Genomic DNA, 13,609 nt, shown 5'->3' with positions numbered 1-13,609 from the left:
AGGCGCCAAACAGATTGTTACCAAACCTCACCTTTGCGACGCCACTGCTTCTTTGCATTTCCTGACCGTTCGGTCATATTATGGTCTTTAATTTGCATTGCTAAAAACAACAAGGGCAAGCAACCGTGACGGCTTGCCCGCGAACAGCGAGCCATGGCATGACCACCTTTTTATTAAACCGGTCCCGCGTCGAGCTGACGCCGACCGATCCGGACCTCACCGTTCTCGAATACCTGCGGCAGCACGCCAAACTAACCGGCACCAAGGAAGGCTGCGCCTCCGGCGACTGCGGCGCCTGCACCGTGGTGGTCGGTGAACGCACCCAGAAAGGGCTGCGTTATCGCGCCGTCAACAGCTGCATCACCTTCGTGCACAGCCTGGCCGGCAAACAGTTGCTGACGGTCGAACATCTGGCCGCAACCGGCCAATTGCATCCGGTGCAACAGGCCATGGTGAAACACCACGGCTCGCAATGCGGTTTTTGCACGCCCGGTTTTATCATGAGTCTGTTCGCGCTCTACCACAGCGAGGTCGCGCCGGAACGCGTGGCGGTGCTGAATGCGCTGTCCGGCAACCTCTGTCGCTGCACCGGTTACCGGCCGATCATCGATGCCGCCCTGGAACTGCTCGAACAACACCATGGCGATGCGTTCAGCGAACAGGCGGACACCATCGAAGCCGAATTAGCGGCGCTGAACCCGGCCCAAAGTGATAGCGGTGTCGGCTTTTGGCAGCCGCGCAACCGCGATGAATTGGGCCAGGTACTGGCAGCGCATCCCGAAGCTCGGCTGAGCGCGGGTAGCACTGACCTGGCGTTGGAGAAAACCCAGTTGGTCAAAGAGCTGCCCGCCCTGATCGACCTGACTGGCGTCGAAGAATTGCAGCAACTGAGCGTCGACGACGCCTTTATCAACATCGGCGCCGCCCTGCCTTACGCCGATCTGGCACCCGCGCTGCTGGCCGACTACCCCGAAGCCAGCGAATGGCTTGATCGCCTCGGCTCCACGCCGATCCGCAATCGCGGCAGTTTGGGTGGCAACCTGGGCAACGCCTCACCGATTGGCGATACCCCGCCGCTGCTGATTGCGTTGAACGCCGAGGTCACGCTGGCAAGCTCAAACGGTCAGCGTCGGTTGCCGGTCGCGCAGCTGATTACCGGCTATCGCCAAACGGTGTTGGCCGACGGCGAATGGATCGACACCGTTCATATTCCGCGCCGTCCGGACAACAGCACGGTACGCGCCTACAAGATTTCCAAACGCTTTGAAGACGATATTTCCACCGTCTGCGCCTGCTTTTATCTGGAACGCGATGGCGACAGCGTCACCGCCTTCCGCGCTGGCTTTGGTGGCCTGGCGGCGACGCCATTAAGCCTCGATGACTGGTCGCAACAGCTGGTTGGCCAAGCCTGGTCGCAACTGGATATCGACGCCGTCGCCAGCGACCTCGCCAGCCGGCTGCAACCCATCGACGATGTCCGCGCCAGCGCCCAGTACCGCGTCACCGTCACTGCCAATCTGCTGCGCCGCTTCTATTTGGAGACCAGCAACAGCGGTCTGATTACCCGTGTATCGAACCCGGGAGCCTTCCATCATGCGTAAACTGACCGACGCCCTGCTCAAGCCCGAATTCAGCCTCGGCCAGGCCGGCCAGCCGGTCGAACACGACAGCGCCCGCCGTCAGGTCGCAGGCCAGGCCCGCTATATCGACGATATGCCCGAACCGGCCGGTTTGCTGCACGCGGCGGTCGGCCAGGCCGATGTCGCGCACGGCACGCTTAAGTCGCTGCAACTGGATGCGGTGCGTTCAGCCGCCGGCGTGCAGCGGGTGATCAGCGTCGCCGATGTCCCCGGCCATACCGACATCGGCGCCGTCTTCGGCGGCGATCCGGTGTTGGCTGAAGACACCATTCTGTTCCACGGCCAGCCCTTATTCGCCGTCGCTGCCGACAGCTACGAACAGGCGCGCTTGGCGGTCAAAGCGGCAAGCTGGGAGATCGAAGCCAGCGACGCCATTCTCAGCGTCGAACAGGCGCGAGCCATCGGCGCCGAGGTCGGCAAGCCAGTGCACTTTCGCCATGGCGATGCCGATACCACACTCAAAAACTCACCACACCAACTGAGCGGCCGTATTCAGATCGGCGGTCAGGAACACTTCTATCTCGAAGGTCAGGCCAGCCTGGTCATTCCCGAAGAAGACGGCGGCATGCTGGTGTACACCTCCAGCCAGCATCCGTCCGAAGTGCAGAAGCTGGTCGCCGAAGTGCTGGGTATTGCCTTTAACAAGGTCACAGTCGATGTACGCCGCATGGGCGGTGCTTTCGGTGGCAAGGAAAGCCAGGCAGCGCAGTGGGCCTGCATCGCTGCCTTGCTGGCGCATCACACCGGCCGGCCGGTAAAAATACGGCTGCCGCGCAGCGTCGATATGAGCGCCACCGGCAAACGCCACCCGTTCGATAACCGCTGGCAGCTGGGTTTTGACGACGCCGGTGTGATTCAGGCAGCGAAAATAGAAGTGAACGGCTTCTGCGGTTATTCGCCGGATTTATCGAACGCCATTGTCGATCGCGCCATGTTCCATGCCGATAACGCCTATTTCCTCGGCGATGCGGCCATCGACGGCTACCGCTGCCTGACTCACACCGTCTCCAACACCGCCTTTCGCGGCTTTGGCGGCCCTCAGGGCATGATGACCATCGAAGCGGCCATGGACGACATCGCCCGCCATCGCGGCGAAGACCCGCTGACCATTCGCAAGCGCAATCTTTATGGTCAGGGTGAACGCGATGTCACGCCCTATCAGATGACGGTAGAAGACAACATTCTGCCGCAGCTGATCGAACGTCTGGAAACCACCAGCGATTACTGGCAGCGCCGCGCCGCGATCACCGAATTCAACAAAACCAGCCCGATCATCAAAAAAGGCCTGGCGCTGACGCCGGTAAAATTCGGCATTTCCTTCACCGCCAAACACCTGAACCAGGCCGGTGCGCTGGTGCACATCTATACCGATGGTTCGATTCACCTGAACCACGGCGGCACGGAAATGGGTCAGGGTCTGTTTACCAAGGTGGCGCAGATCGTCGCGCTCGAATTCGGTGTTGCCCTGGAAACCGTCCAGGTCTCGGCTACCCGCACCGACAAGGTACCCAACACCTCACCGACGGCAGCGTCCAGCGGCACCGATCTGAACGGCAAGGCGGCGCAGAACGCAGCGCGGGCGATCAAGCAGCGACTGATCGAATTTGCCTGCGATCACTATGGTTTAAGGCCCGATGAAGTCAGCTTCCAGGCCGGCAAAGTCACGCTGGGCAACAACATCATCGACTTCGCCGACCTGGTGCAAACCGCCTACCTGAACCGAATTTCACTCTCAGCCACCGGTTACTACCGCACGCCCAAGCTGGAATGGGACGCCGAAAACGGCAAAGGTCGGCCCTTCCTGTATTTCGCCTACGGCGCGTCCTGCTCGGAAGTCAGCATCGACACCCTGACCGGCGAATACTCGGTCGATCGCGTCGATGTATTGCACGACGTCGGCGACAGCATCAACCCAGCGCTCGACATCGGTCAGATTGAAGGCGGCTTTATTCAGGGCATGGGCTGGTTGACCAGCGAAGAACTGAAATGGGACGACAGCGGCCGATTGCTCAGTAACAGCCCGGCCAATTACAAAATCCCGGCCATCGGCGATACCCCGCCGGTGTTCAATGTCGACCTCTACCCGCAGCCGAATCGCGAAGACACAGTGTTTAAATCCAAAGCCGTCGGTGAGCCGCCGCTGATGTTGCCGATCAGTGTCTGGTGTGCGTTGCGCGACGCCATCGCCAGCGTCAGTGACTACCAACTCAGCCCGGCGCTCGACACACCGGCGACACCCGAACGGGTGCTGTTCGCCATCGAATCGCTGCGAGGAAATACCCAATGAAACGACATTGGCGCTGGTTCGAAGCGGTCAACGAGCTGCAACAAAACGGCGAGCCCCTGGTGTTGATCACCGTACTCAGCACCGCCGGTTCCACGCCACGCGACGCCGCCACAAAGATGGTAGTCAGCGCCGCCGATCAGTGGGACACCATCGGTGGCGGCAACCTGGAATATCAGGCCATTGAGCGCGCGCGTGAACTACTTGCTGCAGGCGAGGCCCGCACCGAGGTCGAACGCGTTGAACTCGGCGCCAGTCGCGGCCAATGCTGCGGCGGCGCGGCTCAGTTGCTGTTTGAAGTGCTGGTAAACGCTCGCCAACCTTTGGCGGTGTTCGGTGCCGGCCATGTGGCCCAGCGCTTGCTACCGATACTGGCGCCACTCGATGTGCAACTGAGTTGGATCGACCCGCGCGCCGATTGGCTGGCAGACGCGCCCGCCGGCGTACGCGTGCAATGCCTGAGCAATCCGGTCGATGCGGTGGCGGATTTACCGGAAAACGGCTGGGTACTGATTCTGACGCACAATCACCAACTCGATTTCGAACTGGTACAGGCGGCACTGAAGCGGCCGGATATCGGCTATATCGGCGTTATCGGCTCGGCCACCAAAGCCAAGCGTTTTCGTCAGCGGTTGGCGCATCGCGGCTGGTCGGACGCCGATATCGCGCGCGTTATCTGCCCGGTTGGCCAGGCAGACATTCCGGGCAAGCGTCCGGCGGAAGTGGCGGTTTCGATCGCTGGCCAACTGATCCAAAGGCTGCATCAGCCGGTTGCGCAAACCGGTAAAAAAACAACCGGTCTGAACTGGCAACACAGTCAGTCATTGAGCCAGGAAAAGACGTCATGACAGTGGAAGAAATCAACGCCCTGCCCGCCGATCAGATGGCCGCTTTTTTGCGCACCACCTGCACTGCCGAGCGCTGGATTGATCGCATGGTTGCGGCGCGGCCCTTCAAAGACCGCACCGACCTGCTCGACAGCGCCCGTATCCACTGGGCCGGCACCAATGAAGAAGACTGGCGCCAGGCGTTCGAAGGCCATCCGATGATTGGCGACATCGACAGCCTGCGCGCCAAATACCACGCCAGCAAAGACCTATCGAGCGCCGAACAGGCCGGTGCGACGGGCGCCAGCGAAGCAACGTTAGAGGCACTGGCCGATGGCAATAAGCGCTACCTCAAACGACACGGTTTTATTTTTATTGTCTTTGCCAGCGGCAAAACCGCCGACCAGATGCTGGAACTGCTCAACGCCCGCATCGACAACAGCACCGATCAGGAACTGAAACTGGCGGCGCAGCAGCAGTTGAAAATTACGTTGAAACGGTTGGATGAAGCCGTCTTGTAAACCGGTTTGAAACCACTGCATTAAGCGCTGGTTGGCGGGCACTTCACCAGAGGGCGTGGATTCCCAGGGATGGGAATCACGAGCTTACAGGGAGGTACTTGCAGCGTCCCTCTGGGGGAGTGCCCGCCAACCGGCGCGGCTAACGCCGACAACAAAAACACGGAGTCAAAATGAGCCACACCCTCTCAACCCATGTGCTCGACACCACCCTGGGCCAGCCCGCCCGGGGCATGAAGCTGACGCTAAAAAACGCCAGCGGCACTGTCATCGCCGAAGGCGTCACCAACGATGACGGCCGTTTTGGCGACTGGCCCGAAGGCGGTTTTGCCGATGGCGTCTACTCCCTGACCTTTCACACCGGCGACTATCTGACCGCCACCCACGGCCAGTCCTTCTATCCCGAAGCGACCGTTTGCTTTCAGTTGTCCGGCAGCGACGCGCACTATCACGTGCCGCTGCTGGTCAGTCCCTTTGGCTATTCCACCTACCGAGGCAGTTAATGGACGTTTTTTTCGCTGAATGGGTCAGCCTGTTTTTACGTTGGTTCCATGTCATCGCTGGCGTCGCCTGGATTGGCTCGTCGTTTTACTTTATCTGGCTCGACAACCATCTGACCGAGCCACCGCAATGGAAAAAAGACGCCGGCATTGGCGGTGATCTGTGGGCGGTACACGGCGGTGGTTTCTACGAAGTCGCCAAATACAAGGTCGGCCCCAAGGCGATTCCCGACAAGCTGCACTGGTTCAAATGGGAAGCCTACACCACCTGGATCACCGGCTTCCTGCTGCTTACCTGGGTCTACTATTTTGGCGCCCAGGCCTATTTGATCGATCCCAATGTGATGCCGCTGAGCACCGGTCGCGCCATCCTCTATGGTCTGGGATACCTGCTCGCCGGCTGGGTGATTTACGACGCCCTGTGTCGCACCAGGCTGGTCGAAAGCCGCTGGTTTGGCGTGGTTGTTTTTATCATCGGTTGCGGCTTTGCCTGGCTGCTGACGCACACCTTTTCCGGCCGTGGCGCCTTTATCCATATGGGCGCGTTGATCGGCACCATCATGGTTGCCAACGTCTTCTTCAAGATCATCCCCGGCCAGCGCAAAATGGTCGCCGCCGTGGCGCGGGGCGAACTGCCCGACCCGAAACCAGGCCTCACCGGCAAACAACGCAGCGTCCACAACAACTACTTCACGCTGCCGGTCATCTTTTTGATGATCAGCAACCACTACCCGATGACCTATCAGGGCGACGACAGCTGGCTGATTTTGATGGCCATCATCGCCATCACCCTGTGCGTGCGGCATTACTTCAACCTGGCGCATCGCGGCGTTCGGCAACCGGCCTATCTGGTCGCCGCCGGCATCGCCTTTGTACTGATGGCGGCTATTCTGAGTTGGCCTGAATCGACGCCGGCAATCAGCAACAGCGCCGCTCACAGCGAAGAAACCGCTTCGGTGATGTCCGATGCCGACGCTCTGGCGCTGGTGCAGAACCGCTGCGCCACCTGCCATTCGGCGCAGCCGACCGACAGCCTGTTTCCGTCGGCGCCATCGGGCGTGGTGCTCGATGACCTGGCGCAGATTGAACGCTGGTCCGGACGCATCGAACAACGCGCCGTGGTCACCCGAGACATGCCGTTCCTGAACCGAACGGAGATGACCGACGACGAACGCGTCGCTTTGGGCAACTGGTTAAAACAACGTTTTTAAGCCACACTAAAATGTGGGTCGGCCATTGGGATTGCCGGCCCACCCCGATCCGTGTCGGGGACCAGCCACAACCGGACCCGACGACCTGCGGATGAGCACTTCCAACCCCTGGCTAGAACGTATTCAAGCGGCCAATCTTCCCGCTCTGATTCCCCAAAGTGCCTTGCCATCGTCGGCCGCGCCGCTGTCCGACTGGAACCAGGCCGTGCGCGAAGATCCACTGCTGGCGATGCAGATCATGGGGCAGGCCAACCGCATTTACGCCAACCGCGACCAGCAACTGAGCACCCTCGATCACGCCGCCGCTGTGCTCGGTGTACAACGCCTGATCAACCTGAACCGCACCATTCCGCGCATCAGCCCGGGCAGCACTGCCTATCGCGGCCTGCGCCTGAACATTGCCGACAGCCTGGTCGCCGCCAGCCTGATGAAGCAATGGTTCGAGCAGCGCAGCCTGCCCTGGAGCGACGCCGATTTCTGGAGCGTGCTGTTTCACAACCTCGGTTTCTGGGCGCTGTGGCTGCTGGAACCGCAGCGTATGGAAGCCTTTGAGCAACGCTCGACCGAAGGCCGTGACCGAACCGAACTGGTCGAAACCCTGATCGAACAATCGCTGACCCACTGGACTCGCCGGCTGTGCCATTACCTGAACTTACCGCAGCCACCAGAACATCTGAGCGCCGCAGAACTCGATCAGATCAGCGAGCGTCTGTTGCCCAATCGCAGCGCCATGCTCAGTGCGCTGCTGCCGCTCAGTCACGAACTGGCGTATCAACTGAGGCTGTCGTGGGATTCGCCGGCACTGGACCGACTGTGCAAAATCGGTGCAACGGCGCTGGGCCTCGCCGACTTCCGCCAGCGACTGAAAATCTGGATTCCCCAGGCAGCGCGTCAATACCACCTGCCGGAAGCCGGCAGCGCGGCCCGGCAATTGCTGGCGCACCAGCCACCGATCAGTAAAGCGGCACCGGGCGTCGCACCCAAAAAAGTCCGCGACCCCAATCTCGATACCGCCGATGATCTGCGCCTGCGTGAAAAACCCCAAGAGCCGCGCCCCCGCGTGGCCGCTAAACCCGTGCCGCCGCCAGCGCCGCCACCGCCACCGGTGAAAAAGCGCAGCGCTGTGAATCAGGATCATCTGGATAACGCCCGCACCCTGTTGCGGCGCGACATTGAACTTCCCGATGCGGAAGTCCACAAGACAGCGCTCGAAGGCCTGCAAAAAGGTCTGGGGCTCAGTCGTATCGTGATTTTAAAAATGATCGAAGGTAACTGGCAGGCGACGCGCACCGCCGGTTGCAGTTATTATCTGCTGCTGCGTAACCTGCGCCTGCCGTTGTTTAAAAGCACGGTGATGCAGGAATTCAGTCGCCGGACCGCCGCTTTGTGGGTCAACGACAGCAATCGCAACAAAGGCCAGCAAACCCTGCCGGCCGATCTGTTGAAAGCCGCCGATGGCGAAGCGTTTTTCTTACGCTCGTTCAAGATAGGAACAGCAATACCCTTGCTGATTTACGCCGACGCCAAAGACGATAAAGAAGAACTGAACGAACACGATTATCGCCTGTTCCGTGAATTTTGTGCCGACTGGAACAGCGCCCTGAACCGGAAATAAGATGAGCTTACTGACCGAACGCCTTTTCGTCGCCAGCCAATATCTGGCGCCGCACCATCTGTTGTCTCGTGTTGTCGGCCGTCTGGCCGCCAGCGAATGGGCACCGATTCGCCGCCTCTTTATCGGACGTTTCGCCAAGCAATTTCAAGTCAATATGAGCGAAGCCGAACGCGAGAATTTAAGCGACTATCGCAACTTCAACGACTTCTTCACCCGCGCGCTTAAGCCCGGCGCACGGCCCTTACCGGACGACCAACAGCGCTTAATCTGCCCGGTCGACGGTGCCGTCAGCCAGGCTGGCAATATCGACAACGGTCGACTTTTCCAGGCCAAAGGCCGCGACTACAGCCTGACCGAATTGCTCGGTGGCGACGCCGACCAGGGCAAAGCCTTTCGCGACGGTCGTTTTGCCACGCTCTATTTATCGCCACGCGACTACCACCGCATTCATATGCCCTGTGACGGCAAACTGATCCGCACCACCTTCGTGCCCGGTCGGCTGTTCAGCGTCAATGGCGTTACCGCCGACAAGGTGCCGCGTTTATTTGCGCGCAATGAACGGCTGGTGTGCGAATTCCAGACCGCGCACGGCCGCATGATTCTGGTATTGGTCGGCGCCATGATCGTCGCCAGCATCGAAACCGTCTGGTCCGGCATCGTCGCGCCCGACGGCCGCCGCATCAAACACCAGCACTTCGGCGAAGACGGCCCCCAATTCAAGCGTGGCGAGGAAATGGGACGCTTTCGTTTGGGCAGTACCGTCATCGCTTTATTCGAAGCCGACGCCCTGGAATGGGACGCCACCATCAGCGCCGGCCAGCCGGTTCGACTGGGCCAACCGCTCAATGCGACAAAATGATGAACAAGGTCTCTGGAATCGGGTTTTCAAAGCCGGTATCCTGCGCCGTTCAATGAGCTTGCCGGACAGACCATGACCGACGAAACGACCCAGGAAGACGTGTCTCAAACCAAGCCTGAAGCCCAGCCTCAGGCCGAGGCGGCTACGGCCAGGAAAAAGAAGACCGACGCCCAGCGTAAAAAAGAGTTTGAGGCCAATCGCAAGGCCATGGACGAACTGTGCGAACTCTATCCACAGGCGTTTAATCCGCGTCAGCCGAAGCCGTTGAAAATCGGTATTCATGAAGCGCTGGCCGAAGATGGCAAACTGTCGAAAACGCGCATTCGCCGCGCGCTCAACGTCTATGTGCGGTTGCGTTCCTACTACGCCTGCATGGTGGAAGGTGCCGATCGCGTCACCATCGACGGCAGCGCCGCCGGCACCGTGAGCGCCGAAGACGCCGCTCACGCCAAAGAAAAACTCGACGCCATCGACAAGCGCCGTGCCGAGCGTGCCGCCAAAGCCAAGCCAAAAGACAAAGCAAAAGCCAAGGCAAAACCGAAAGCCAAACCTAAAAAACCGGCGCAGCCGAAGGTGTCGGCCGAAGACCAGGAAAATCGCTTGCAACGCAAGTTGGAAGCCTTGGTCAACAAACCCAAAAACGACTGAGTTCAGGCGTTTTCCCGGTTAAAGGGCAGGACCGCTGCAATGCGGTCCTCGCCCAATATCCGCATCAGTAATCGATCCACACCCAGCGCCACCCCGGCGCAATCCGGCAAACCCGCCTGCATCGCCGCCAGCAAGCGCTGATCCATCTCCGCCTCTGGCAATTGCTGAGCTTTTCTGCGCTGCTGATCCTCGGCAAAACGCCGCTGCTGCTCGGCCACATCGGTCAACTCGAAATAACCATTAGCCAGTTCCATAGCGCCCCAGTACACCTCAAAGCGCCGCGCCAATGTCAGCTCATCCTGAGTTTCAAGTTGCGCCAAGGCAGCCTGGCTGGCGGGATAATGGGTAATAAAGGTCAGCTGATCGGCCGGTAAAGAGGGTTCCACCACCAGCGCCATCAACGCATCGAGGCAGTCATCGCGTTGCCAATCACGGCTGTCGGCCGACAAATGCTGATGCACGGCAGCGCGCAACTCCGTTAAATCAGCCCGGTGCGGATCGGGCAACCCCGCCTGTGCAAACGCTTTAAGGTAACTCAAGCGTTCGGCTGCTAATTCTGGCTGGCCTGAAACCTCGCGACACAACTGCGCCACCTCATCCATTAACTGAACGTCATCCCAACCCAACCGATACCACTCCAGCAAGGTGAACTCAGCGTTATGGCGCACGCCGCTTTCGTCCTGACGAAACACATGACCGAGCTGATAACAATCGCCCATGCCCGCCGCCAACAACCGCTTCATGGCGTACTCCGGCGAGGTCTGCAAAAAGCCGCCATCGGTGGTGCGGATATTGGTGAGATTGACATCGGTCACGCCGACGTTCGACAACACCGGCGTATCAACTTCCAGCACCTGGCGCGCCGCAAAAAAAGCGCGAATATCCGCCAATAACTGAGCCCGGCGGCGCAGGTTGTTCAAGCTCGCTGTGGGTTGCCAGTCAGTCATCTTGAGTGCCTGTGATCATCATCTCTCCCCAGTCCATCCATCGTTGCCATCCTCTTCGCTCCGCTGACCAACACAGGCTCTCCGTTAAACGAGAACCGCGTCACACAATCATATTCGCACTTAAAAAAACAACGATATTTCAAACGCTTATTCAAATGGGCGTCCTTTATTGTCTCTCAGTTTGAGCCCCAGGCAGGAGGTTATAACTCAGGCCCGGGCACCCTGCGACAAGCAATGCAGACCCCAGCATCATGGAGCAACACGATGAAACGGATTCCAAAGATAGGTTACACCGCTTTGCTGATCGGCCAGTTAGTATGGTTACTGGCCGCTTGCGATTCCTCCAGCACCAAAGATATAAAACAACCCACTGCCACCATTCAATTCCCCACACCCAACGCCCTCACTGAATCCGACACCGTTCGGGTCCGAGGTACCGCCAGTGGTGTCGACATCGGCGTCGATTCGGTTGTCGTCAATAGCGTACCCGCCACCAGCGATGATGGCTTTGCACACTGGTCGGCCGAGGTGCCCTTGTTGAAAGGCAACAACCCCATTACCGTCGATGTTCGCGACCGGGCAGGCAACCGTAACAGCCTGGCCGCCCAGGCACAGGTGACCTACCAGCCCAATATCTTGAAGAACCCCAATGCAATCGCCCTCGACAGCGTTAACAACCGGGCGCTGGTGGTGGACAGCGGTTTAGATGCCCTGCTAGCCGTGGACCTCGACTCCGGTGAACGCACAGTGATTTCCGATGCCACCATTGGGGGGGGGCGACAAGGCATTCAGCCTCCCAACTGCAATCGCACTCGACAGCATCAACAACCGGGCGCTGGTATTGGACGCCGGTTCCCGTGCCCTGCTGGAAGTGGACCTCAGCACTGGGCAACGCAGGGTGATTTCGGATCTCTCCAACGGCGGCACGGCGTTCGGCTTTCCCAATGCGATGGCACTCGACAGCGACAACAACCGGGCTCTAGTGCTGGACGAAGATTTAGATGCCCTGCTGGAAGTGGACCTCAACACCGGACAGCGCAAGGTTATTTCGGATAACGAAACTATGGGCAGTGGCCCAACGATCGGCAAGCTCACTGCAATCGCACTCGACAGCGACAGCGACAGCGACAGCAACCAGGCGCTGGTGCTGGACGACGGTTCAAATACCCTCCTGGCCGTGGACCTCGACACCGGCGAACGCACGGTCATTTCGGATGACGAGGCCGTAGAAGGCGGCACGGGGTTCGACATCCCTAGTGCGATCGCACTCGACCACGCCAACAAGCGGGCGCTGGTTCTGGACAGTGGTTCAGATACCTTGCTGGCGGTGAATCTCGATACCGACCACGACGTCTTCGGCCAACGCACGGTGATTTCGAATGAAAATATCGGCGGCGGCAAGGCGTTCAGAAATCCAATTGCGATCGCACTCGACAGCGATAACAAGCGGGCGCTGGTGGTGGACGATGTTTTAAATGCCCTATTGGCGGTGAATCTCGACAAAGACCAGAACACCGGCCAACGCACGGTGATTTCGGAGACCACCATCGGAGGTGGCAACAAGGCGTTTAGCTCACCCGGGGCGATCGCGCTCGACCGCGACAACACCCGAGCACTGGTGCTGGACAGCGGTTTAGATGCCCTGGTCGCGGTAGACCTCAACACCAGCGACCGCAGGGTGATTTCAGATGACGACACCAAGGACGGTGGCCCGACATTCCGTTCCCCCATTGCGATGGCACTCGACAGCGACAACAACAAGGCGCTGGTGTTGGACTTCAGTTTAAGGGCCCTGCTGAAGGTAGACCTCAGCACCGGCAAACGCGAGGTGATTTCGGATAACGACACTCAGGGCAGCGAACCGACGTTCAGCCTTGTCAGTTCGATTGCACTCGACCGCGTCAACAACAAGGCGCTGGTATTGGACCAAGGTTTAAAGGCACTGCTGACCGTGGACCTCGATACCGGCAAACGCAGCGTCATTTCCGACTACACCGACGACTACGGCGACCAGCTGTTCATCTCCTCTCCGGCTGCAATTGCAATCGCATCCGACCGCGACAACAAGCTCGCACTGATACTGGACGGAGGTTTAAATGCCCTGCTGGCTGCGGATCTCGAATCCGACCAACGTTGGGTAATTTCCGATAATTCCCAAGGCTTCAGCGGCCGGATGTTCGGCCTTCCAATTGCGATTGCATTCGACCGCGCCAACAGCCAAGCGCTGGTGTTGGACAGAGGTTTTAACACCCTGCTGGCCGTAAACCTCACGACTGGCGCACGCACCGTTATTTCCGACCCCACCACCGCGGGCGGCGATAATAGGTTCAGCAACCCCATTGCAATCGCACTCGACAGCATCAACAACCGGGCACTGGTGCTGGACACAGGATCAAGAGCCCTGCTGGCCGTAGACTTGACAAACGGCGACCGGGTCTATGTCTCCAAATAAAAGGTGCGCCTAACCGCTTTGCCACCTTCGCGCACAAAAAAAACGAACCTCAATGGAGGTTCGTTTTTTTATTCCGTTCGTTGTGCAACGGCTGTGCGAAACCGCAAT

The 13,609-nt window shown here is 59.3% G+C and carries 11 protein-coding genes and 1 pseudogene; 11 read left to right on the top strand and 1 reads right to left on the bottom strand.

Going from position 1 to position 13,609, the window contains the following annotated elements:
• Window positions 1-158: 158 nt before the first annotated feature.
• From xdhA to ACXAE6_RS09780, 9 genes are all read left to right on the top strand, one after another.
• Entirely contained in the window at window positions 159-1,601 is a 1,443-nt protein-coding gene (xdhA, locus tag ACXAE6_RS09820) for a xanthine dehydrogenase small subunit (RefSeq protein WP_475146990.1), read from the top strand.
• Window positions 1,594-3,927: a xanthine dehydrogenase molybdopterin binding subunit gene (gene xdhB, locus ACXAE6_RS09815; protein ID WP_475146987.1), complete on the top strand. Its 2,334-nt coding sequence runs from the start codon at window positions 1,594-1,596 to the stop codon at window positions 3,925-3,927. Before xdhA ends, xdhB begins: the two co-directional genes overlap by 8 nt.
• The gene (gene xdhC, locus ACXAE6_RS09810) at window positions 3,924-4,772 is read left to right on the top strand and encodes a xanthine dehydrogenase accessory protein XdhC (protein ID WP_475146984.1); all 849 of its coding nucleotides are present in this window, start codon (window positions 3,924-3,926) and stop codon (window positions 4,770-4,772) included. The genes xdhB and xdhC overlap by 4 nt, the downstream gene beginning before the upstream one ends.
• On the top strand, window positions 4,769-5,272 hold the full coding sequence (uraD, locus tag ACXAE6_RS09805) for a 2-oxo-4-hydroxy-4-carboxy-5-ureidoimidazoline decarboxylase (RefSeq protein ID WP_475146982.1): 504 nt from the start codon (window positions 4,769-4,771) through the stop codon (window positions 5,270-5,272). Before xdhC ends, uraD begins: the two co-directional genes overlap by 4 nt.
• A gap of 170 nt (window positions 5,273-5,442) precedes the next feature.
• Window positions 5,443-5,772, top strand: a complete 330-nt coding sequence (gene uraH / locus ACXAE6_RS09800; RefSeq protein ID WP_475146979.1) for a hydroxyisourate hydrolase — start codon at window positions 5,443-5,445, stop codon at window positions 5,770-5,772.
• Entirely contained in the window at window positions 5,772-6,980 is a 1,209-nt protein-coding gene (locus ACXAE6_RS09795) for a urate hydroxylase PuuD (RefSeq protein WP_475146976.1), read from the top strand. The genes uraH and ACXAE6_RS09795 overlap by 1 nt, the downstream gene beginning before the upstream one ends.
• A gap of 91 nt (window positions 6,981-7,071) precedes the next feature.
• On the top strand, window positions 7,072-8,595 hold the full coding sequence (locus ACXAE6_RS09790) for an HDOD domain-containing protein (protein ID WP_475146972.1): 1,524 nt from the start codon (window positions 7,072-7,074) through the stop codon (window positions 8,593-8,595).
• Window position 8,596: 1 nt separating this feature from the next.
• Complete coding sequence (gene asd / locus ACXAE6_RS09785; RefSeq protein ID WP_475146969.1) at window positions 8,597-9,454, top strand: archaetidylserine decarboxylase; 858 nt, start codon at window positions 8,597-8,599, stop codon at window positions 9,452-9,454.
• A gap of 72 nt (window positions 9,455-9,526) precedes the next feature.
• Entirely contained in the window at window positions 9,527-10,102 is a 576-nt protein-coding gene (locus ACXAE6_RS09780) for a ProQ/FINO family protein (RefSeq protein ID WP_392802174.1), read from the top strand.
• Between the two features lie 2 nt (window positions 10,103-10,104).
• Here the strand turns inward: ACXAE6_RS09780 and epmA are convergent, their stop codons facing one another.
• Entirely contained in the window at window positions 10,105-11,049 is a 945-nt protein-coding gene (epmA, locus tag ACXAE6_RS09775) for an EF-P lysine aminoacylase EpmA (RefSeq protein WP_475146965.1), read from the bottom strand.
• A gap of 234 nt (window positions 11,050-11,283) precedes the next feature.
• On the opposite strand from epmA, the pseudogene ACXAE6_RS09770 reads away from it, so the two are divergent.
• Window positions 11,284-11,637: pseudogene (locus tag ACXAE6_RS09770) on the top strand (hypothetical protein); the annotation flags it as partial.
• A 169-nt stretch (window positions 11,638-11,806) separates the two neighbouring features.
• A complete protein-coding gene (locus ACXAE6_RS09765) occupies window positions 11,807-13,501 on the top strand; it encodes a hypothetical protein (RefSeq protein WP_475151777.1) in 1,695 nt (564 codons plus the stop codon).
• The last annotated feature ends 108 nt before the right edge of the window (window positions 13,502-13,609 follow it).

The sequence above is a fragment of the Saccharospirillum sp. ABV4_185 genome (assembly GCF_056159245.1).
Note: the sequence above shows the minus strand (reverse complement) of the source record. Positions and strands in the feature narration are given on the sequence as shown.

Coding starts and splice junctions, on each gene's coding strand:
- ACXAE6_RS09780 (WP_392802174.1), top strand. CDS start 9,527: ATGACCGACGAAACGACCCAGGAAGACGTGTCTCAAACCAAGCCTGAA.
- xdhB (WP_475146987.1), top strand. CDS start 1,594: ATGCGTAAACTGACCGACGCCCTGCTCAAGCCCGAATTCAGCCTCGGC.
- ACXAE6_RS09765 (WP_475151777.1), top strand. CDS start 11,807: ATGCCACCATTGGGGGGGGGCGACAAGGCATTCAGCCTCCCAACTGCA.
- ACXAE6_RS09790 (WP_475146972.1), top strand. CDS start 7,072: ATGAGCACTTCCAACCCCTGGCTAGAACGTATTCAAGCGGCCAATCTT.
- xdhA (WP_475146990.1), top strand. CDS start 159: ATGACCACCTTTTTATTAAACCGGTCCCGCGTCGAGCTGACGCCGACC.
- uraD (WP_475146982.1), top strand. CDS start 4,769: ATGACAGTGGAAGAAATCAACGCCCTGCCCGCCGATCAGATGGCCGCT.
- xdhC (WP_475146984.1), top strand. CDS start 3,924: ATGAAACGACATTGGCGCTGGTTCGAAGCGGTCAACGAGCTGCAACAA.
- uraH (WP_475146979.1), top strand. CDS start 5,443: ATGAGCCACACCCTCTCAACCCATGTGCTCGACACCACCCTGGGCCAG.
- epmA (WP_475146965.1), bottom strand. CDS start 11,049: ATGACTGACTGGCAACCCACAGCGAGCTTGAACAACCTGCGCCGCCGG.
- ACXAE6_RS09795 (WP_475146976.1), top strand. CDS start 5,772: ATGGACGTTTTTTTCGCTGAATGGGTCAGCCTGTTTTTACGTTGGTTC.
- asd (WP_475146969.1), top strand. CDS start 8,597: ATGAGCTTACTGACCGAACGCCTTTTCGTCGCCAGCCAATATCTGGCG.